17 protein-coding genes are annotated in these 20,434 nt (G+C 56.2%); 5 read left to right on the top strand and 12 right to left on the bottom strand.

The features are described 5' to 3' along the window. Nucleotides 1-27: 27 nt before the first annotated feature. Complete coding sequence (locus AC1MDE_RS11285) at nt 28-807, bottom strand: TIM barrel protein (protein ID WP_479401231.1); 780 nt, start codon at nt 805-807, stop codon at nt 28-30. After that, on the bottom strand, nt 807-1,826 hold the full coding sequence (locus tag AC1MDE_RS11290) for a Gfo/Idh/MocA family oxidoreductase (protein WP_058961844.1): 1,020 nt from the start codon (nt 1,824-1,826) through the stop codon (nt 807-809). Before AC1MDE_RS11290 ends, AC1MDE_RS11285 begins: the two co-directional genes overlap by 1 nt. Before the next feature lie 197 nt (nt 1,827-2,023). Here AC1MDE_RS11290 and AC1MDE_RS11295 point away from each other — a divergent pair, with 197 nt between their 5' ends. Further along, complete coding sequence (locus AC1MDE_RS11295; RefSeq protein WP_058961843.1) at nt 2,024-3,982, top strand: sigma-54-dependent Fis family transcriptional regulator; 1,959 nt, start codon at nt 2,024-2,026, stop codon at nt 3,980-3,982. Between the two features lie 191 nt (nt 3,983-4,173). On the opposite strand, the gene AC1MDE_RS11300 is transcribed toward AC1MDE_RS11295, so the two are convergent. The 4 genes from AC1MDE_RS11300 to AC1MDE_RS11315 all read right to left on the bottom strand — a co-directional run bounded on the left by AC1MDE_RS11300 (nt 4,174) and on the right by AC1MDE_RS11315 (nt 8,618). Beyond that, nucleotides 4,174-4,851, bottom strand: coding sequence for an SDR family NAD(P)-dependent oxidoreductase (locus AC1MDE_RS11300; protein WP_058961842.1), 678 nt, complete (start codon nt 4,849-4,851; stop codon nt 4,174-4,176). Further along, entirely contained in the window at nt 4,848-6,035 is a 1,188-nt protein-coding gene (locus AC1MDE_RS11305; protein ID WP_058961841.1) for a sialidase family protein, read from the bottom strand. The genes AC1MDE_RS11300 and AC1MDE_RS11305 overlap by 4 nt, the downstream gene beginning before the upstream one ends. Before the next feature lies 1 nt (nt 6,036). After that, nucleotides 6,037-7,458 (bottom strand): sodium:solute symporter family protein, encoded by a 1,422-nt coding sequence (locus tag AC1MDE_RS11310; RefSeq protein ID WP_058961840.1) that lies wholly within the window; start codon nt 7,456-7,458, stop codon nt 6,037-6,039. Nucleotides 7,459-7,712: 254 nt separating this feature from the next. Beyond that, nucleotides 7,713-8,618: a LysR family transcriptional regulator gene (locus AC1MDE_RS11315; protein ID WP_058961839.1), complete on the bottom strand. Its 906-nt coding sequence runs from the start codon at nt 8,616-8,618 to the stop codon at nt 7,713-7,715. A gap of 84 nt (nt 8,619-8,702) precedes the next feature. Between AC1MDE_RS11315 and AC1MDE_RS11320 the strand changes: the two genes are divergently transcribed. Further along, nucleotides 8,703-9,773 carry a tartrate dehydrogenase gene (locus AC1MDE_RS11320; RefSeq protein WP_058961838.1) on the top strand — a complete coding sequence of 357 codons (1,071 nt, stop codon included), beginning with the start codon at nt 8,703-8,705 and terminating at the stop codon, nt 9,771-9,773. A 104-nt stretch (nt 9,774-9,877) separates the two neighbouring features. Here AC1MDE_RS11320 and AC1MDE_RS11325 read toward each other — a convergent pair whose 3' ends face one another. Genes AC1MDE_RS11325 through AC1MDE_RS11335 form a run of 3 tightly spaced genes read right to left on the bottom strand, consistent with a single transcriptional unit; the run spans nt 9,878 to nt 12,967 of the window. Then, nucleotides 9,878-10,693 (bottom strand): carbohydrate ABC transporter permease, encoded by an 816-nt coding sequence (locus AC1MDE_RS11325; RefSeq protein WP_034826777.1) that lies wholly within the window; start codon nt 10,691-10,693, stop codon nt 9,878-9,880. Further along, nucleotides 10,693-11,565: a carbohydrate ABC transporter permease gene (locus AC1MDE_RS11330; RefSeq protein WP_038643559.1), complete on the bottom strand. Its 873-nt coding sequence runs from the start codon at nt 11,563-11,565 to the stop codon at nt 10,693-10,695. Before AC1MDE_RS11330 ends, AC1MDE_RS11325 begins: the two co-directional genes overlap by 1 nt. A 58-nt stretch (nt 11,566-11,623) precedes the next feature. Further along, nucleotides 11,624-12,967 carry an extracellular solute-binding protein gene (locus AC1MDE_RS11335; RefSeq protein WP_153012331.1) on the bottom strand — a complete coding sequence of 448 codons (1,344 nt, stop codon included), beginning with the start codon at nt 12,965-12,967 and terminating at the stop codon, nt 11,624-11,626. Nucleotides 12,968-13,498: 531 nt separating this feature from the next. Here AC1MDE_RS11335 and AC1MDE_RS11340 point away from each other — a divergent pair. Further along, nucleotides 13,499-14,098 carry an N-acetyltransferase family protein gene (locus tag AC1MDE_RS11340; protein WP_479401237.1) on the top strand — a complete coding sequence of 200 codons (600 nt, stop codon included), beginning with the start codon at nt 13,499-13,501 and terminating at the stop codon, nt 14,096-14,098. Between the two features lie 13 nt (nt 14,099-14,111). Next, entirely contained in the window at nt 14,112-15,203 is a 1,092-nt protein-coding gene (locus AC1MDE_RS11345; RefSeq protein WP_058961836.1) for an ABC transporter ATP-binding protein, read from the top strand. Between the two features lie 99 nt (nt 15,204-15,302). On the opposite strand, the gene AC1MDE_RS11350 is transcribed toward AC1MDE_RS11345, so the two are convergent. After that, nucleotides 15,303-16,424 (bottom strand): ROK family transcriptional regulator, encoded by a 1,122-nt coding sequence (locus AC1MDE_RS11350; protein WP_058961835.1) that lies wholly within the window; start codon nt 16,422-16,424, stop codon nt 15,303-15,305. Between the two features lie 26 nt (nt 16,425-16,450). Further along, nucleotides 16,451-17,326 carry a glucosamine kinase nucleotide-binding domain-containing protein gene (locus AC1MDE_RS11355; protein WP_176505788.1) on the bottom strand — a complete coding sequence of 292 codons (876 nt, stop codon included), beginning with the start codon at nt 17,324-17,326 and terminating at the stop codon, nt 16,451-16,453. 267 nt (nt 17,327-17,593) lie between these two features. Between AC1MDE_RS11355 and AC1MDE_RS11360 the strand changes: the two genes are divergently transcribed. Then, complete coding sequence (locus AC1MDE_RS11360; protein ID WP_160834344.1) at nt 17,594-18,754, top strand: Gfo/Idh/MocA family protein; 1,161 nt, start codon at nt 17,594-17,596, stop codon at nt 18,752-18,754. Between the two features lie 101 nt (nt 18,755-18,855). On the opposite strand, the gene AC1MDE_RS11365 is transcribed toward AC1MDE_RS11360, so the two are convergent. Further along, a complete protein-coding gene (locus tag AC1MDE_RS11365; RefSeq protein ID WP_097118986.1) occupies nt 18,856-20,094 on the bottom strand; it encodes an MFS transporter in 1,239 nt (412 codons plus the stop codon). Nucleotides 20,095-20,434: the final 340 nt, after the last annotated feature.

Raw genomic sequence — 20,434 nt, forward strand, 5'->3', positions numbered from 1 at the left:
ACAGGCAAATACCCGGCGGTAAAACGCTTAAATCGTGAAGTGATCGCGGAACTGCTCTAGCGCAGCGGTGCTGTCACCACTGGCCCAGCCCTCCATCGCTACCGTGCCGCCGTAACCCACTTCCTGCAGCGCGCGCGCGATAGCACGATAGTTGATCTCGCCGGTGCCCGGCTGCTGGCGGCCCGGGACGTCCGCCACCTGAACTTCGCCAATCGCGGAACCGCTGCGGCGAATCAGCTCAATCAAATTGCCCTCGCCAATCTGCGCGTGATAAAGGTCGAGATTCATCTTCAGCGCCGGGCTGTTGACCGCTTCCACCAGTGCCAGGGTATCGGCAGCCAGCGCAAACGGGGTGCCGGGATGATCGACCGGCAGGTTGAGGTTTTCGAGGGTGAACACGCGCCCGGCGCGCTCGCCCAGTTGCGCCACTTTGCGCAAGGTATCGACCGCTTTCAGCCACATCGCACCGGTTACCACTTCCACAGGTTTGACCGGCAAGCCTTTGTCATCCAGCCCGGTGCCGTGCAGATTTAATCCCGGGCAGTTAAGCCGTTCAGCCACCGCCAGCGAGGCTTCAGCACTTTGCAGCAGCTGCTGGATCTCGTCATCGTCGGTGAGATTGCCGGTGAGATAGCCGGTCATGGAGGTGAATCGCGCACCTGTGGCGACCAGCGCATCAATGTCTTTATTGGCCCATCCCCAGATTTCGACGCCAAACCCCAGCGCGTGAATGCGTTTCACACGCTCGACGAAAGGCAGATCGAGGAACACCATCTCGGCACAAACTGAGAGTTGATAAGCAGCCATTAGCGCGCTCCCACTTTGACAGGCAGGTTGTGGGTGACCGATTCAATACAGGCCAGCGCAATCTCCAGCGCATTGCGCGCGTCTTCGCCGGTGGCGCGCGGTGTTTCACCGGTGCGGATACAGCGGGCAAACTCGATCATTTCCGCCACATAAGCTTCGCGCAGCAGATCCGAATCCATGCGCGAGGTCTCCATGCTGATGCCGCTGGCGCTGTAGCGCACACAGTTAGAAGAGGTGATATGGCCCGCCTGCAGCATCCCTTTGCTGCCAAACACTTCGCCGCGCACGTCATAGCCGTACACTGCCTGGAAGTTGGCTTCCGCAATGGCTATCGCTCCGTTATCAAAGCGAATGGTCACCACCGAAGTATCCAGTAAGCCTTTATCTTTGAAGTCCGGGCGCACCAGCGCATCGGCGATGGCATACACTTCCACCGGCTTCGCCCCGTGGTTGAAATGCAGCAGGGTGTCAAAATCGTGGATCAGCGTTTCGAGATAAATGGTCCACTGCGGGATGCGCGACGGATCGTGCAGCGCCGGATCGCGCGTTACAGAACGGCTCAACTGCGTAATACCGTTCTCGCCTGCCTTCACTGCCGCAATCGCCGCCGCAAAACCCGTATCGAAACGGCGATTAAAGCCCACCTGCAACACTACGCCTGCGCTTTTGGCGGCGGCAATCGCGCGGTCAGCTTCCTCCAGCGTGACCGCCATTGGCTTCTCACAAAATACGTGCTTACCGGCATTCGCAGCGGCAATCACCCACTCGGCATGGGTGCGAGCGGGCGCCGCAATGGCAATCGCATCAATTTCAGGATCGAGTAGCAGCGCATGCAAATCGCTATAGGCTTTCGCGACACCCAGCTTGCTGGCGAGCTTTTCCGCCGCACCGGGCTGCGGATCGGCGACGGCTGCCAGCGTGGCGCCGGGGACGCGATATGCCAGATTCTCGGCGTGGAAGCTGCCCATTCGCCCTGCGCCAATCAGACCAACACGTACCGGTTGAAGATGAAATGTCATAAATCATTCCTTACTGTTTTGGATATGTCCGTTCGGGACAGGTGAGATAGGCATTTCATTGCAATCCAGATGCCAACTAAAAAGGGGCAATTTATGTGAGGAACCACACAGCGTTGCGCTTTGAATTGGTCATAAACTTTACATGTCAACTTCACATGTCAATAAAATTGACATTCCAGATTGACCAGGAGCCTCTGATGCGCGCCAGCGAACGTTTGCCGTTTAAAGATGAAAGCGACCCGATTTTCAGCCTGCCGGAAGGGGCTGAAGCGGGCGAATGGGATACCTTGCTCTGGCAGGGCTGGCACAGCTTTGTCCGGGGGGAACAACCGGGCTGGATGCGGCGCAGTATCTTGCAGTCATGGCAGCGATCGCAGCAGCGCGCCATCGATCCACACACCTTCATCTACACTTCGCCTCCTGCGGATGAGCTGAAGGTCATCCTGGCGCACAATGCCGAGCTGATTGCGGTGGCGCGTAACGTAATGGAAAACCTGCTGGCCTATAACCCGGATGGCCATATCAACCTCACCGACGCGCAAGGTGTCACGCTGCATTTTTGCGGCGCTGATTTGACGCCGATTGGTAGCATCCTGAGCGAAGAGGTGCTCGGCACCAACTGCACAGCTCGTTGCCTGATTGAGCAACGGCTGGTGTATGTGTTGAGCGGTGAAAACTGGAAGATCGATCTGCGTAAGCGCCACTACCAGTGCGCAGCCGCGCCGATTCGAGATGCCAGCGGCCAACTGCTCGGCGTGCTCACACTCACCGCCACACCGGATAACTTTAATGCGCACACGCTGGGCACGGTACAGGCCGCTGCAGAAGCGGTGGGACAACAATTAATGTTGCGCAGTTTGCTGGCAGAACAACAGTCGATCCTGGAAACCCTGAATGAGGGCGTGATCGTCTGCGATCGCCACGGACGGATCAAAACGTTAAACCGCTATGCGCGGCAGATCTTTAGTGGTCTCGATCCTCAAGCCGGGCCGATTGATGTGTTACTGCAACCCCAGGGAGGATCGCTGCTGACCATGCCATTCTGTAATGACCGTGAGTTGCAGTTTATCCCGGACGGCGTGCAGCCCCTCTCCTGTCTGATTTCATTGATGCCGGCACCCGATGGTGGACGTGTGCTGTCTCTGCGCGAGAACCAGCGCATCCGGGCGATTACGCGGCAGGTAATGGGCGTCAGCGCCAGTTATACCTTTGAGATGATTCGCGGCCACGCTCCGCGCGTGCAGCAAGCCATTCAGAAGGCACGCGCCAGCAGCCGCACAGATAGCACCGTGCTGTTAAGCGGTGAAAGCGGCACCGGCAAGGAGCTGTTCGCGCAGGCGATCCATAACGCCAGCCCACGACATCAGGAGCCCTTTATCGCCCTCAACTGCGGCGCCCTGCCGCGTGACCTGGTGCAGAGCGAACTGTTTGGTTATGTCGATGGCGCATTCACCGGCTCCCGGCGCGGCGGCTCAGCGGGAAAATTCGAGCTGGCGGATGGCGGTACGCTGTTTCTGGATGAAATTGGCGAAATGCCGCTGGAGGCGCAAACCAGCCTGCTGCGCGTATTACAAGAGAGTGAAGTGGTGCGTATTGGCGCCGCGCATCCGCTGAAGGTCAATGTGCGCATTATTGCCGCCACGCACTGTAATCTGCTGGATGCGGTGGAAAAAGGCGCCTTTCGCCGCGACCTGTATTACCGTCTTAACGTGATTTCATTAGCCATTCCGCCGTTGCGAGAACGTCAGGAAGATATTCCAGGTCTGGTGAATACGTTTATTCAGGCGCTCTGTACCCGCTTGAAACGTATCGCGCCGCAGGTGTCGTCTGAAGCCATGCACTGCTTGCAGACGTGGCACTGGCCGGGCAACGTGCGTGAACTGGAGAACCTGGTCGAACGCATGGTGAATTTGTGTGAAGGGCTGGAGATTGGCAAGCCGGATTTGCCGGAAGAGATGACGCAGCGCGTCTCGCCGCCACAATCCAGCGTTTTAACATCATTGCAGGAGAATGAGCGTCAGCATGTATTGCAGGTGGTGAGTGAGCAGAAAGGCAACCTGCGCCAGTCAGCACAGCAACTGGGGATTTCACGTACCGCGCTGTATAACAAACTGAATGTCTGGCAGGTGGATGTCACGGCCTTGCGAAGGAGATAGGTTAAAAAGGGTTCATGTGCTTCCTTTAGCCCACCCGCTCTCGTCCCAACACTCCCTGAATCCCGGACGGGATTCAGGGAAGACGGATGAGGGGGAGCATATTGACCGCTATCTACAATGACGCTCTACCGCAAATCATTCACTCTTGCCCGGTGATTGCATCAGCTGCGGATAACAACACGAATCGCTATCTACAACGACGCTCCACCGCAGATAACCAATTCCTGCCCGGTTATTGCATCAGCAGCGGGGGACAGCACAAAACCCGCCAGCGCCGCCACTTCCTCCGGCTTGATGTAGCGCCCAATGGGCGGCAGCTTGGGTGGTGAACTGGCACGGCCAGGTTGCAGCAACATGGGCGTTTCAGTGGCACCGGGCGCGATCACATTCACGGTGATCCCCTGCGGCGCTAATTCAGCCGCCCAGCTGCGCGCCATCCCAACCATTGCCGCTTTGGTGCTGACATACTGGCTGCGATGAGCGGCGCCGCGTGAAGTGCGACTGCCGATCAGCAAAATACGATCGCCCTGCGTCATCTGCGGCTGCAACGCGTTCGCCATGATCTGCGCCACCTGCACATGCAGATACCACAGGCGCGCGCTCTGCTCCTCATCGAGATCGCCGAGCGGCGCTGCCGCCATCATGCCTGCGGCATGCACCAGCGCATCCACCTTTGGCAAAGCGGCCAGCGCCTGCTTCAGCAAACTGGCATCGAACAGATCCACGCTCACCGAGGTAAAGCCCGGATGATCTTTCTTGACCAGTGTGCGACTGAACCCCGTCACCTGCCAGCCCTGCGCCAGCAGATGATCAGCAATCGCCGCGCCAATACCTGAACTGACACCCGTGACCAGCGCGTGTCGACTCATTTTTCGCCCCTCACCCACGCTTCGTTAACGCGGACGTACTTAATCGCCTGACGGAAATAGGTGTAGGCGATATGCAGTGCGCCGTCCTCACTCTGCTTGATGCTGGGATAGGAGAACTCACGGTTGAGTTTCTGCTGCGAATTGTTGGTCATGCAGTAGCCGTCGCCTTCATCGAGATGACGCTGCCACGGCCAGCTTTTGCCGCCGTCTGGGGAGATGGCCAGCGTCATCGGTGCGCGCGGTGCGCCCCAAAATGCGGTGCGTCCGCTATGCACCACCGGTTCAGCGGCCACCGCCACATCGTCATCCTCATCTTCGATTTCGTCATACAGTGACAGGCGACGCTCGCTGGCATCTTTGGCGCTCATGGCGTTGAACACCAGCGCCAGATGGCCGTTGTTCAGCGTGGTCACCTGAATTGAGGAGTTGTTGTTGGGCAGTTCCGTCGCCACCGGCGCACTCCAGCTTTCACCACCGTCAACAGAACGACTTTGGTAGATAAAGTCTGCCCAACGGCTGCGATACAGCGCCAGTAAGCTACCATCCTGCAATAAAGTAATGTTCATGTGCACGCAGCCGAGGCTATCCGGCACCGCCACATCTCGCCAGCTTTTGCCTTTATCGCTGGAGATTTTTACCGCGCTAATGTCGTCATTACCGACCCATTTTACGCCCGGCTGAGTGCGGCAATAGAACACCGGCAACAGCCAGTTGCCATTCGGTAACACCGTAATCGGCTGGCGAATAAAGGTGCCGGGCTGATCGAGCAGCGTGTCGATGGCGCTCCAGCTGCGGCCAAAATCGCGTGACTGGCGATAGCGCACAATCGCCGTGTCCTGATTACCGGACTTCTGCGCTGTCCATAACAGCCACAATATCTGGTCAGGATCGAGGAACAGCACCGGATTCTGCTCAGAGCGCGTCGAATCATCAGAAAGTTTCTGCGCCTCACTCCACTGGCTGCCACCTTGTTCCAGGCGCGAGCACCACACGGAGATATCGGCAATCCCTTCCTGCGTGCCACCAAACCAGACACACAGCAGGTCGCCGTTGGGCAGCGGCAGCAGATTAGCGGCATGATTCTGCGGACAGACCGAAGGCAGCATCGCCGTGAGCTGCTGCGCATCCCGCGCGTGCGGATGAAGGTTACCGTTACGTTCGACGGTAATCGTTGAATCGGTCATATCAGGCTCCACTGTTTTGCATTGAAGATTTTGGTGCTTTTTTGTCGTGCGTTTGTGCCGAAGGGATCAGGCGATCAATCACCATGATCGCTGCAGGCGTAATCAACGCCACGTACATATTGTTGATGCCGAACGGATCGCCGAGCAGATACCAGACGGTGGTGACCACGCAGGCCCCAATCAGACCGGCATTCGCCCCGCGGGTACTCTTATAGAACGGCAGGTAGAAGGCAATAATCGCCACCACCGAGATCGACAGACGAATCGCGCGGGTGAAGAAGGAGAGCTTCAGCACCTCGGGGACGAACAGCACCAGGATTAACGGCAGGAAACCAATCAGCAGCGACAGCCAGCGCGTCATACGGAATTCACGTTCTGGCGTTGGGTTGCGATACGGCACATAGAAATCTTTCACCACCAGCGAGGCAATCGCCAGCGCCACGGTACTAACACTGACGAAGATGGAGGCCACCAGCGAGGTGGTCACAATCCCGGCCAGCCATGGGCTCATATCCTGCAGGAACACCGGCAGTGCATACAGGCTTTTGATATCCGGATGCAGGTACTTCGCCGCCACGCCAATCAACGCAATGGCAATCGCAATCGGCATGCAAAAGAAGAAGGCAACCCAGGTTGCACGCTTAGCGGATGCGGCACTTTTGGTGGAAGCGATGGCCTGAATCACAAACTGGGTGCAGAAAATCGAACCGATGGTGCCAATCATCCAGGCAAATATGGTGCTGGCCCCAATGTTACCGTCCCACGTCCAGTAGAAATGCGGCATCTCTTTGATCATCGGGCTAACGCCGCCGGTCATATGCAGTGCGACGCCGAGAATGATCAGGATACCGATATATTTCAGCCCGCTGTGCAGCAGCGTGACCCAGGCAATGCCCTTCATGCCACCGAACATAAAGTAGAAGGTACTGACGATTGCGGTGATCACGGCCGCCGTGGTGAGATCGAGGTTCAACACGGTCGAGATCGCCGCTGCGCCGCTCACATAGTTCCCCACGTTCACCAGCAGCAGCGCATAGATCATGATGAGGGAAATGATGTTCTTGGTTGAGTTGCCGTACCGTTCGGCAATCGCACCCGAAATGGTGATTTTGCCAGTGTTATAGATGCGCTTAACCAGCAGGAATCCAAACAGCGGGAAGCCAATCGCGGCACCAATCACCGACCAGGATGCGGCAAACCCACCTTCAAACGCCGCCTGGGCGGTACCAATGGTCGATTTTGCGCCAATGTACTCAGACATTAACATCACACCCACAACAAAAGCCGGCATCACGTTGGATCCCGCCATAAAGTCGCCGCTGTTTTTACTGCGCAGATGCCAGGTCAGCCAGGTGGTAAACAGAATATACGCGATGACGATCCCGACAATAATCATCATCCCTTCTGCAGAAAACTGTTTCATTTTAGCCTCATTGATAACGTAGGGTCGTGGCCTGCGCTGGGCTTCACGCTTGCCGTTAATGAGGTTGCCTGTTTTGTTATTTTAGTGTCTGTGCACAAAGGCAACCCTGTTTATGCTCATTGATTTATTTCACTCACATGAGAATGAATTCACGCATAAGCAGGGCAATTTATAGGCTAAATAGCCAATGATTTGTTTGATCATGCTCACAAACAGTCAATGATGATTATAAATAATCAAATATTATTTAATAGTTACAAGGCGGACTGCAAAAAATCCACAAAGGCGCTAATGCGGGCGAGTAACTGACGCTGTGGCCGCCATACGGCAAAAATATCCCCGTCCGCGCTGCTCCATGCGGGCAGCACATGCAGCAGATCGCCGCGTTCAATCATGTGCTGGGCATCCCACCAGGAACGCAGCAAAATGCCGTGCCCATCCATCGCTAACTGCATCGCCACTTCGCCATCGTTGGTGATCAGGCTGCCCTGCACTTTTTGCGTCACCTGCTGCTGGCCATCACTCAATCGCCACAATGCGAAATCGCTTTCGTACTGGCGTAGCAAAATACAGTTGTGCTGCGCCAGCGCCGCAATACTGTCAGGCAGGCCGTGACGTTGCGCATAAATCGGGGCGCAGCATAGCACGCGGGGATTGGTGCGTAACTTGCGCGCGATGAGTCGCGCATCGGGCGGTTCGCCAATACGGATATCAATGTCGATGTGCGAATCGATGAAATTCAGTGGCTGGCTGCTGAGTTGTAATGATAACGAGACTTCAGGATGCAGCGCAGCAAAACGGGACACGCAGGGGGCAACATGGCGGCGACCAAATCCAAACGAGGCGTTAATGTTCAGGCTGCCACGCAGCACCGCCGCCTGACTGCTCACCGACTCCTCCAGTTCTGCCAGTTGATCCAGCAACGGGCGAGCCCCTTCCAGATAGCGTTTTCCTTCAGCGGTGAGCTCCAGCCGCCGCGTGGTGCGTTTAAGCAGTTGCACCCCCAGACGCTGTTCAAGGTGGCTGAGACGTTTGCTGACGGCGGGCAGCGACAACCCCAGTTCACGCGCCGCAGCGGTTAAACTCTCCAGCGCGGCGACGCGCACAAAGAAGGCCAGATCGTCGGTGGAGGTGCGCGATTCTCTACTTTTATTCAACATTGGCTTGCCGCTCAGGCTAATTATTTCCCGGTGATGCATGGTTATACTGCGTTCAGAACATCAACAGCAACCTGCGAGAACCCTATGAGCGGCAAAACCTACAAAATCGCCGTCATCCCTGGCGATGGCATTGGCAAAGAAGTGATGCCAGAAGGCATCCGTGTAATGGATGCAGCGGCAAAGAAATTCGATATTTCTCTGGAGTGGCAATGGTTTGACTTCGCCAGCGCTGAATACTGGCAAGAGCACGGCAAGATGTTGCCGGATGACTGGTTCGCCACCCTCAGCCAGTTTGATGCCATCTATTTTGGCGCGGTGGGCTGGCCGGATGTGGTACCGGATCACGTGTCGCTGTGGGGATCGCTGCTGCAGTTCCGCCGCGAATTTGATCAATACGTCAACCTGCGTCCGGTTCGCCTGATGCCGGGCGTCAAAGCGCCGCTGGCCAATCGTCAGCCCGGCGATATCGATTTCTACGTGGTGCGTGAAAATACCGAGGGCGAGTACTCGTCCGTCGGCGGCACCATGTTCCCTGGCACCGACCGCGAGGTGGTGATTCAGGAGACGGTGATGACGCGTACGGGCGTCGATCGCATCCTGAAGTTTGCCTATGAGTTAGCGCAGAAGCGTCCGAAAAAACACCTGACCTCTGCCACCAAATCGAACGGCATTGCTATCACCATGCCATATTGGGACAGCCGCGTCGAAGCCATGGCACCGAGCTATCCGGAAGTGAAAGTAGATAAGTATCATATCGATATTCTGACCGCGAACTTCGTGCTGCATCCGGACTGGTTTGATGTGGTAGTGGCCAGCAACCTGTTTGGCGACATTCTGTCGGATCTCGGCCCGGCCTGTACCGGCACCATCGGTATTGCGCCCTCCGCCAACATCAACCCGGAAGGGAAATTCCCGAGCCTGTTTGAGCCAGTGCATGGTTCAGCGCCGGATATCGCGGGCAAAGGCGTGGCAAACCCGATTGGACAGATCTGGTGTGGTGCGATGATGCTGGAGCACCTCGGTTACGCCGAAGCGGGTGCCGCCGTGCTGGATGCCATTGAGCGCACCCTGGCCGCCGGTAATAGCCTGACGCGCGACCTCGGCGGCAGCGCCTCAACGGAAGAGTTGGGTGCGGCGATCGCAGCAGCGCTTTAAATAGGCTTAACGGATGCGCCCGCTATCAACTCGGGCGCCCCAATGGCCACGGCCTGTAATGTTCGCAGTTGCAGGTGCTCACAGAGTCGTGCTCTGGCGCACCCCTACTTCACCGCCCCTTCCGTCACTCCGCTGATAAACTTGCGCTGGAACACCAGGAACACCGCCACCAGCGGCATGATCACAATCATCGCGCCCGCCATTAGCACCGGAATATCAATGGTGTTTTTGTTCTGGAAGAACATCATGCCGATTGGCAAGGTGCGCAGTTCATCCTTGTTTACCAGAATCAGCGGAATCAGGAACTCATTCCACGTCCAGATAAACAGCAGCAGCGCCAGCGTCGAGAGCGTCGGCCAGATGGCGGGCACCAGAATGCCCCACAGGATTTTGCGCCGGGATGCACCATCCATCACTGACGCTTCAACCAGTTCACGTGGCACCTGTTGCAGTGCAGTGGCAATCATCAACGTGGTGAACGGCAGTGATAAGGCAATTTGTGGCAGGATCAGCGCCAGATACGTGTTCGTCAGCCCCATCCAGCGCAGTTCGTGGTAGAGCGGGATAATGAAAGCCTCGCTCGGTAGCACCATGCCCAGACCCAGCATCGCCGCTATCACCTTCTTACCAGGGATTTTCAGCCAGGCAAAACCAAATCCCGCCAGAATCCCTAACAAAATGCTGCTGATCACCACCGGAATCACCACCAGCACCGAGTTCATAAAGTAGACGTTGAAGTGCCCCTGCTGCCAGGCCGTCACGTAGTTTTTGAAGTTCAGCGATGAAGGCAGCGTGAACACGCCCTGAAACAGCTCCATCTGGGTTTTGAACGAGGTCATCAGCGCCATTAAAAACGGCAGGATGGTCATCAGCGCGACAATCCAAATCAGTGCGCGTGAGACAACAGGCGTACCGCGCATCAGTGACGCTCCCGAATAGCAAAATGAATACAGGCGTTGATCATCAGCACAATCAACATACTGAACACGGCAACCGCAGACGCGTAGCCAAAGTAGTGCAGATCAAAGCCCTGCTTATACATAAAGATGTTGGTCACCATAGTCGACGTACCCGGCCCGCCTTGCGTCATCACATACACCAGATCAAAGGCCTTCAGGCTGGCAATCACCGTCAGCAGCAGCGCGATGCGCAACTCCGGGCGCAGCGAGGGCAGCGTGATACGCATAAACTTCTGGCGGCGAGAAGAACCATCCAAATCGGCGGCTTCTAACAGCGAAGGATCCATGCGCTGTAATCCAGCCATAAACAGCACCAGACAGAATCCAAAGAAATACCAGGTGGCGACAAAACCCACTGCCGGTAACGCCCAGGTGAAATCCCCCAGCCACGACAGAGCCAACTGCGGCAAGCCAATCGCGCGCAGGAACTGATCGATAGGACCAAACGCGGGGTTATACAGCCAGCGCCACACCACGCCCAATACCGCCATCGGCATGATGTAAGGCAGGAAAAACAGAATACGCAATACGCTGCGCTCTTTGCCGTTGCGCGTTTCATACAGGAAGCTGCACAACAGCAGACCGACGCCAATTGGCAGCAAGGTGTAAAACAACATCAGCAGCGCGTTGTTGCCGAGCGCCACCCAGAACACCGGATCCTGGAACATGCGCACGTAGTTGCTGATACCGGTGAAAATCGGCAAGGAGGTGCCATCCCACTCGGTGAAACTGATGCCGAGCGAGGCCAGCAGCGGCAGGAGTAAAAACACCGCATAGACCAGTACGGCAGGCAGAAGATAGAGCGCATTGCGCCAGGCAGATTTGTTCAGCATAACCTTACTCGCTTGCAGGCTAATTCACGACCCGGCATTGCTGTCGGGCCGGACATCATCAGTGCTTCAGGGTTTTCAGGTAACGTTGATAGTTGTTGTCGAAATTGGTGACCATCTGCTCCGGCGTCTGTCTTCCGGCCAGTAACAGCTGCACGTTCTGATTCAGCTCGGCGTTCATGGTCGGCGTGGCCCAATCCAGATAATGGCCGAGGCCATCATGCTCGTTGAGGGTCACCCAAACCTGATATGTCTCTGCCAGCAACGGGTTATCCGCCGGGATTTGTGCATTCTTGCTGGTGCCTGCCGGCAGGAAGCCCACTTTCAACCAGCGGTTAGCCATCTCATCCGATACGATGTAATCGATAAATTTGGCCGCCGCATCCTGCTGCTCTTTGGTTTTCGCGGTATTGGTGATCGAGAACGCCAGATCGGTACCGCCCACCATTAGCGCATGTTGCACACCCTCACCCATCGGCATCGCCGCGAAGTGCACATCTTTATTGTCTTTGAACTGACCGAGATACCAGGTGCCACTCACCAGGAACGCGGCCTGACCATTCTGGAACAGCGTGGCCGCATCATCATGGCCAATGCCTTCGAAGCCAGGGAAGAAGTAGCCTTTATCTTTCCAGCTTTTCATCATGCTCGCCGCTTTCACCAGCTTGTCGTCTTTGAAGGTGCCGCCGACGTCGTAAATCAGATCGTCGAGGGCTTTGCGATCTTTACTCTCAATCTGTGCTTCCCATACCGTACTCAGCAGCTGCTGGCCCATATTGCCATCCAGCAGGCCGAGCATCATCGGCGGCGTACCCGCGGCTTTCAGTTTCTCCATTGCCGCTTCGAGTTCAGGCAGGGTTTTCGGTACCGCAACACCCGCTTTGTCCAGCAGCGCCTTGTTGTAATACAGCCCCACCATTTCACCGAGACTCGCCACGCCATACAGTTTGCCGCTACCAAAGTCTTGTTTATCAGACCAGCGGTTACGCTTGAGGATCGAATCCGGGAAGCGCGTGCTCCAGCCGTAAGTTTTGGCATAATCGTCCAGCGGCCACAGCAGTTTGTCTTTCACCAGCGAACCCATATCGCCACCGCCCTGATTGACCTGCGCGATTTGCGGGCCATCACCGGCAGTCAGCGCCAGCTTCAGTGGAATGCGTGTGTCTTCAAAAGAGTGAACCGAGCGCTGGATGGTAATGCCCGGATTCTTCTGCTGGAACGCTTTAACTGCTTCATCCACGGCTTCGGTTTGCTGCGGATAGTTATAAATATCCCATTCGTTCAGCGTGACCGCTTGTGCCGTCGCCAGGGTCGCACCGAGCAAAATCCCGGCTGAAACCAGACGCGACACACTGCGCAGTGAGCTTTTCATACGGGACGGACGTTTGGTTGAATCACACATCATGCTCGGTTTCTCCAACAGATGACTGGCATCCCTTCATCGCGACACCTGCATGTCCTGGCAGGTTGATTCAGCAGCAGTAATAACGACGTTAATTCATACTTACTTTATGAACAAAAGAAAGTCAAACACCCTCACTGCGGAATTTTTGCTCTGTGATACAGTGCAAACTGTGAGAAGAAAAGCGGGCTATGCAGTAGAGAATTCTGCAAGACAGCCGCTGAAGCGCACACCATAAGAAGACATGCCTCTGCCGACAGCACAAATCACTTACGCCATTCAGCCGCATTAACCCACTGACAGACCATATGAAAATTCTATACTTATTGAGAGATGTGAGAGGCCTTTGCGGCAAAATCATCCCAGAACACAGGCACCACAGGCTCTGCGCCGCTTCACGTGGCCGTTCACGCCACCGTCCGCCCTCAGGATTTACCTCGATGTTGTGCGGTAGCGCAATTATTACACCTTGAAAACTAAGTCAGCTTTATTTACCGTAAAATCTGTTCATCTCATGACCACAGAGGCACCACCATGACGGCTAAAGGTGTTATTCGCCGCGCCAGCGAGAGCGATTTTCCGGCCCTGTCGCGCATCTGCTTAGAAACGGCCAATGCGGGCACTGATGCCACCGCGCTCTATTCCGACCCGGCACTGCCCGGCCTGCGCTTTGTCATTCCCTACGCGCGCTTTGCGCCTGACTTTGCTTATGCCCTTGAAATAGAGGGTGAAGTGATGGGTTATGCGGTGGCAGCACCGGATACACGCGCCTTCGAAGCAGAACTGGATGCGCAGTGGTGGCCGCCACTGCAACAACAATATCGCGACTACACGCCGCGAGCCCCCCTCGACAGCAAAGTGCTGGACGCCATCCTCCAGCCAGATGCCGCTGCAGAACAACTGGTAGCGCAATGGCCTGCACATCTGCATATCAATCTGCTGCCGCCAGCCCAGCAAGGCGGCTGGGGACGAAAACTGATTGAGCAACTGCTGCAGGACCTACGCGCCGCTGGCGTAGCGGGTGTTTATCTGGGCGTAAGCCTGCAAAACGAGAAGGTGTGCGGCTTTTATCAACGTCTCGGTTTCACGCCCATTATGCGCAGCAACGCCATCTACATGGGCCAACTACTCTGATTGAGGCATCACCATGACCAGCCTGCATCTGCAAAGCGTTAAAAAGTCCTACGACCATGTGAATGTGATTCACGGTATCGATCTCACCATTAACAGCGGCGAGTTCGTGGTGTTTGTCGGCCCTTCCGGCTGCGGTAAATCGACCTTGCTGCGCATGATTGCCGGGCTGGAGGAGATCAGCGACGGCAAGCTGTTGATTGAAGGCGCAGACATGACGCACCAGCCCGCCACCGAGCGTGGCATTGCCATGGTGTTTCAGTCCTATGCGCTCTATCCGAATATGACGGTGCGCGGCAATCTGGCTTACCCGCTGGAAGTGATGAAGAAATCCAAAGCGGAAATTGAGAAAGCGATTAACCAGACGGCGGCGCGTCTGCATCTGACGGAACTGCTGGATCGCCTGCCACGTGCGCTCTCCGGCGGCCAGCGTCAGCGTGTGGCCATCGGTCGTGCCATTATCCGCCATCCACGTATTTTCCTGTTTGATGAACCGCTCTCCAATCTGGATGCTGAGCTGCGGTTACAGATGCGCATTGAGATTGCTCGCCTGCACGCCTCACTGGGCAACACCATGATTTATGTCACGCACGACCAACTGGAAGCGATGACGCTGGCCGATCGCATCGTCGTACTTCGCCAGGGCAAAATTGAGCAGGTGGGTGCTCCGATGGCGTTGTATCACGATCCCGACAATCTGTTTGTCGCCGGGTTTATCGGTTCTCCGAAGATGAACTTCCTGCAGGCGGAAATTGCCACGATCGCACCAGGTGCCGTGCAGTTGCGCGTGCCTGCCTTAGGCATTCACACGCTGACCATGAAGATCGACGCAGCCTGTCATGAAGGGCAAAAAGTCACATTGGGAATTCGACCTGAACACTTCTCGCCGGCTAATCAGGATACCGATGCGCTGAGCTTTAGCGCTGATTTGTCATTCAGCGAGATGCTGGGGCACACCAACTATCTTTACCTGGATATCGGTGAGGAGAAGTTACTGGTGATTGAGGAGCGTAACGCGGCAGAACATGAGATTGGCGACCGCGTCAGCTATCAGATCAATGCTGAGCGCGGAATGTTGTTTGATGAGCAGGGATTGCGCCTGCGTTAAGCGCCTGAACGAAGCAAGCGCCGTAGTTATGCTACGGCGCTCTCCTTATAACGAGTGAACAACGTCGATGCAGATCGCGCCACTACAGCTATTGCTGCTTTAAGACACCGTCTCTTCATCAGCCTGCGCCGCCAGTAAATCCAACAGCTTATTCACCGCAAAACCTGCCGCACCCTGTGCCCACATCCGATTCGACTCAGTGAGGAACTGCAGCGGCGTCATCTGCGGCGTGATCTTCAGGCGATAGGTCTGGAAGCTCTGCGTAATGTGGTCGAGCAGGATGCGCGAGGCCATCTGCGGCTCCATCGCCAGATACACCACGTCAGGATCGTAAGCCACCGACAGATTCGCCAGCGACATGCCCAGATGCTGCCCGGCCTCCGCCAGCGCGCTAAGCACTTCAGGTGTGGGCTGGCTATCCAGATCGCGTAACGTCTGCGGCAGCGCCTCTTTCAGTGAAACTGCCACACGCTGCAAAATCGCCTGTGACGAGGCGACATCTTCCAGCAAACGTTCGGAGCCATCACCGAGCAATGACACACCAATCTCACCGGCTTTGCCATGGCGGCCGCGATAGAGCTGGCGATCCAGCAAGATTCCGGCCCCAATCCCTTTGCCAAAGGTGGCGATCACTGCTGACTGCGCATGGCCCAATTGACCAAATACCAGCGCGGCCATGGCTAAGGCATTGGCATCATTTTCGATAAAGACCGGCAGTGAAAAACGTTCTTCCAGCAGGCGTGCAATCGGCACGTTGTTCCAGCCCAGCGCGCGTGACAAGACGCAAACGCCGTTGCTGGCATCCACCAGCCCCGAGAGTGCAAGCCCAATGGCACCGACTTTCTTTCCTTCCACACCACGCAAAAACTTCGCCAGCGCATCACCCAGTTGCTTGGGGGTCATCGCGCCTGAAGGGATCTGCTGTTCGCCAATAATGTTGCCGCTGAGATCGGTTAAGACGATCAAATTACGTTCGGCGTTAAGCTGAATGCCCACCACACTGGCGTGATCCGGGTTGAGGCCGAGCAGGGTTTTCGGTCGTCCCATTGATACACGACGCAACCCCAGCTCCTGCACAATACCGCCGGAGAGCAAGCGGTTGGTGGCCTGCGAAACCGTGGACATACTCAGGCCGCTACGGACTTTGAGGTCAGACTGGCTGATTGGCGCATTTTCGACAATCAGCCGCAAAATGCGTGCAGTTACGTTGGGAGCGCTCATGGATCTCTTTTTTAAGTTAGAAGAGGCTAAGCCGGTTGCTGGCTGAACTGGCTGGCAAGGCGCAGTGCGCCGCTTAAGGCATCGCCCTGCGGCGGCACAAGCTGTGCAGCAATCTCGGCCGGTAACCAGGGCTGAATCGGCACCGCAAGCCCCCCCATCAGGGCCAGTTTGCCGTGACTGCGTGCCAGCAAGGGTTGCACCATCTGCACGATATCGGCAGCGGCCTGCTGCACCAGCGCAATGCCATGGGGATCGCCCTGCTGTGCAGCGGCAAAGACTTCAGGTACCACGCTGCCCCACTCGGCGGGTGTTGCCTGCTGTGACCAGAGTAACATCTGTTCCGGGCTGTGTTGATGCAACGCCATAATACGTTCAGTCAGCGCTGAAGCAGGCACGATAGCTTCGTGCGCCAGCAACGCTAAGCGCCGTGCACGGCGTCCAAGGATGGCGCCTGAACCGGCATCCGACAGGGCAAAACCCCAGCCACCCAGCAGGGTAAACTGCGCGCCGTCCCAGGCTGCGCCCTGGCTGCCCGTCCCGACAATCAGCACCGCGCCTGGTGCACCATCGTGCGCACCCGCGCAGGCGATCTCGACATCGGTAAACAGATAACGCGCCTGACAACGAGGCTGCCAGCTTTGCAGCCGTGAATGCACCGATGCCACATTGGCCCCCGCCAAACCCGCCACCAGCAGGGTGCGGTCACGCGCATCAGCAGCCAGCCCCGCTTGTTGAAAGAGCGTGTCGATGACCGATTCAATGGCGTTGATGGCGGCATCATACTGCGACCAGACATTGGCGGGCCCGCCCGTTGCTTCCGCCAGCACGTGGCCAGCGTGGTCCGTCAGGCGCCCGCGACAGTGTGTACCACCGCCATCAATACCCAGCAAAAGTGATTGCACGCGCTTCCTCCTGCCTGCCACGAACGGCATGATGCTTATAGATGTGCGAAAGATAGGGGAAAAAAACTTAAATCGCAATCACAAATAAATACGCATTCCGTATAGTTAATTAATATTCATTTAAAACATAAAGATAACAAAAAGTACCAATTTGAGATCGGCGTTACGGATTGACATTAGTTTTTCTGCCGTAATAAGTTAATGGTCAGATTATCAGCAGCCTGATGGGTCGGGCAGCTAACAAGCAACGGGCTTCAGGGGTACAACATGAAAGTGGGCATTATTGGTCTGGGCTTTCGTCTTTCCCATGTGGTGAAAGAGTTCAACAAAGCTGACGCAGAGTTCTCCGTGGTGGGTTACGTCGATCCGGCTCCCGCTGGCTTGCCAAATCTTCACACCTTCGGTATTGATGCCGGGAAGGCGTTCGACAGCGTGGATGCGCTGCTCCAGCACGGTGGTTTCGATCTGTTGCTGGTGGGGTCACCCAACTTTATGCACCTCGAGCATATCCGTCAGGGGCTGGCCGCCGGTTACACCGTGTTTACCGAGAAACCGGTGGTGATCAATGAAGAGCAGACGATGGCGATGGCGCAACTGGTACAACAATATGGCCATGAGCGCATTCTGGTCGGCCTGGTGCTGCGTTACTCACCGCTGTATCACGATCTATTGAACGCACGCGATGAAAATCGTCTCGGTGAAATCACCTCAATCGAAGCCACTGAACACATCAAGCCTTATCACGGCGCCTTCTTCCAGCGCGACTGGCGACGTCTGGAAAAATACGCCGGTCCTTATATTCTGGAAAAATGCTGCCACGACATCGACCTCTATCAGGGATTGGTCGGTGAACGCCCGGTGCGCGTTGCCAGCTTTGGTGGACGTAAGAACTTCACCCCGCAGCATGCACCCACCGGGGCTGTCACGCCGCAATCAGAGGTGTATCACGTGAAGCCCAGCGGCTGGTCGAGCACGGATGCGGTGTTTGACGGCGACGCCGATATCGTCGATTACCAGACGGCGCTGATCGAATACGCCAATGGCGCAACTCTCGCCTTCCACGCCAACCTCAACGTGCCGGATGAATTTCGTCGTTTCTGCGTGATGGGCACCGACGGCATGGCCGAGGGCGACTTTGTGCGTAACTACTTCCGCGTACACAACGCCCGTACCGGCGAGCGCGAAGTCGATACCACCTACAGCGGCAATGCTTATGACGGTCACTATGGTGCCGATGCGTTGATGGCTGAAGAGATCGTCAAACACATTAAACAGGGAACGCCACTGAAAGTATCCGTGGTGGATGCACTGGAAGCGGGTCTGACCGCGATCAAAATCGATGAAGCACGAAAATCGAAAACCGTGGTGGATATGACAGACAGCTGGAAACAATTTGACGCCAGCCTGGGGAAAACCGCGACCGTATAAGGTCAACCTCCCCGCGCAGATCCCCCTTTGCGCGGGGCTTTTCATGGCAGTGCAGAGTGGTGACATCATTAACCGGCCCGCGAGCCGGTTTTTGTTGGCACTTAACCTGCGTTTTCATTCTCCAGCTTCTGCCGTTTGCGCAGATGCGGGAAAATCGTCATCCACACCGCCACCACCACCAGCGTGCCGATCCCGCCAAGTGCTGCGGCAGGCACCGCCCCCATCCACGCCGCCAGCAAGCCTGACTCAAACTCACCCAGCTGATTTGAGGTGTTAATAAAGATGGCGTTGACCGCATTCACGCGACCGCGCATATCATCCGGCGTATCCAGCTGTACCAGCGCACCGCGAATCACCATGCTCACCATGTCGAACCCACCCAGCGCGGCCAGCGCCAGCAGAGAGAGCCATAATTGCGTGGAGAGCGCGAACACCAGCGTGGCGACCCCAAAGCCCGCCACCGAACCAAACATAATCATGCCGACGTGTTTTTCCAGCTTGTGACGGCTCAGCCACACGCCAACAATGAGCGCCCCTACAGAAGGTGCACCGCGCAGCATGCCCAATCCCCAGGGGCCGGTATGCAGAATATCCTGCGCGAAGATCGGCAACAGCGCGGTGGCACCTCCCAGTAACACGGCGAACAGATCGAGAGAGATCACACCCAACACATCTTTGCGCTCACGAATAAAACGCACGCCCGCAAACATGGTGGTGAGATTCATCGGCATCCGCGTTTGGGGCGGACGTTCATAACGAAGGCGGCTGACCAGCACCAGAGAGAACAGATAAAACAGGGCGGAGACGCCGTAAACCACCTCGGGACCGGCCACATACAGCAGGCCACCCAAGGTTGGGCCGACGATCACCGCTGCCTGACCGCCCACTGAACTCGCCGCCATGGCACGCGCAAGAATGGGTGGAGGAACCAGCGCAGGGAGCATCGACGTGATCGACGGCCACTCCAGCGCTTTGGCCACGGAGATCAGAAACACCAATCCCCAAATTTCAATTTTATCCGCCCAGTGCATCAGCGTCAGTGCCACCAGGCCAAGCAGAGCTAGCCATTCAATCAATTGCCCGACCAGCACAATGCGGCGGCGATCAAACTGGTCGGCAAGATGGCCGGCCGGCAGAGCCAGTAATACCGAAGGCAGGAACTGCATCAGGCCAATCATCCCCAACGCCATCGCGCTGTGCGTAAGGGCGTAGATTTGCCAGCTAACCGCCACGGAGAACATCTGGAAACCAAACGATGAACAGGTGCGCGCCAGCCAGAAGGCGACAAACGACCTGTGCCGCAACAGAGAGTCTTCTGCTGCGGATAACGGTGAAGCCATATTTTATCCCATCCTAAATCATCTTCCGGCCAGCATCATTGCACCAGCCTGGTGAAAAGCCGTTTACCGACTCTCATTATCATCTTGCGGCCACAGAGTGCGACATCTGACGCTGGCAAGCAATGGCTAGCCGTGCGCTTTAAAAACAGTTGCTTATCTAAAATTTAACTAAGCATAGAGTTCTGAATATTAGCAGGCTGATTGTTTTCACCTGAAAATATCTGAATCATTCCAGAAATTCCAATAACTCAATATTAAATACATCTTTTAGCCGCCATATCTCTCTATCAGAGACAGCTAAAAAAGGTGACCTTAACAAACATTTCGATCTATATTGGAA

It is taken from the genome of Pantoea folii, assembly GCF_056678875.1.

Bases quoted from the DNA above. Each gene is read 5' to 3' on its own strand.
- AC1MDE_RS11285 (WP_479401231.1), bottom strand. From the start codon at position 807: ATGGCTGCTTATCAACTCTCAGTTTGTGCCGAGATGGTGTTCCTCGAT.
- AC1MDE_RS11290 (WP_058961844.1), bottom strand. From the start codon at position 1,826: ATGACATTTCATCTTCAACCGGTACGTGTTGGTCTGATTGGCGCAGGG.
- AC1MDE_RS11295 (WP_058961843.1), top strand. From the start codon at position 2,024: ATGCGCGCCAGCGAACGTTTGCCGTTTAAAGATGAAAGCGACCCGATT.
- AC1MDE_RS11300 (WP_058961842.1), bottom strand. From the start codon at position 4,851: ATGAGTCGACACGCGCTGGTCACGGGTGTCAGTTCAGGTATTGGCGCG.
- AC1MDE_RS11305 (WP_058961841.1), bottom strand. From the start codon at position 6,035: ATGACCGATTCAACGATTACCGTCGAACGTAACGGTAACCTTCATCCG.
- AC1MDE_RS11310 (WP_058961840.1), bottom strand. From the start codon at position 7,458: ATGAAACAGTTTTCTGCAGAAGGGATGATGATTATTGTCGGGATCGTC.
- AC1MDE_RS11315 (WP_058961839.1), bottom strand. From the start codon at position 8,618: ATGTTGAATAAAAGTAGAGAATCGCGCACCTCCACCGACGATCTGGCC.
- AC1MDE_RS11320 (WP_058961838.1), top strand. From the start codon at position 8,703: ATGAGCGGCAAAACCTACAAAATCGCCGTCATCCCTGGCGATGGCATT.
- AC1MDE_RS11325 (WP_034826777.1), bottom strand. From the start codon at position 10,693: ATGCGCGGTACGCCTGTTGTCTCACGCGCACTGATTTGGATTGTCGCG.
- AC1MDE_RS11330 (WP_038643559.1), bottom strand. From the start codon at position 11,565: ATGCTGAACAAATCTGCCTGGCGCAATGCGCTCTATCTTCTGCCTGCC.
- AC1MDE_RS11335 (WP_153012331.1), bottom strand. From the start codon at position 12,967: ATGATGTGTGATTCAACCAAACGTCCGTCCCGTATGAAAAGCTCACTG.
- AC1MDE_RS11340 (WP_479401237.1), top strand. From the start codon at position 13,499: ATGACGGCTAAAGGTGTTATTCGCCGCGCCAGCGAGAGCGATTTTCCG.
- AC1MDE_RS11345 (WP_058961836.1), top strand. From the start codon at position 14,112: ATGACCAGCCTGCATCTGCAAAGCGTTAAAAAGTCCTACGACCATGTG.
- AC1MDE_RS11350 (WP_058961835.1), bottom strand. From the start codon at position 16,424: ATGAGCGCTCCCAACGTAACTGCACGCATTTTGCGGCTGATTGTCGAA.
- AC1MDE_RS11360 (WP_160834344.1), top strand. From the start codon at position 17,594: ATGAAAGTGGGCATTATTGGTCTGGGCTTTCGTCTTTCCCATGTGGTG.
- AC1MDE_RS11365 (WP_097118986.1), bottom strand. From the start codon at position 20,094: ATGGCTTCACCGTTATCCGCAGCAGAAGACTCTCTGTTGCGGCACAGG.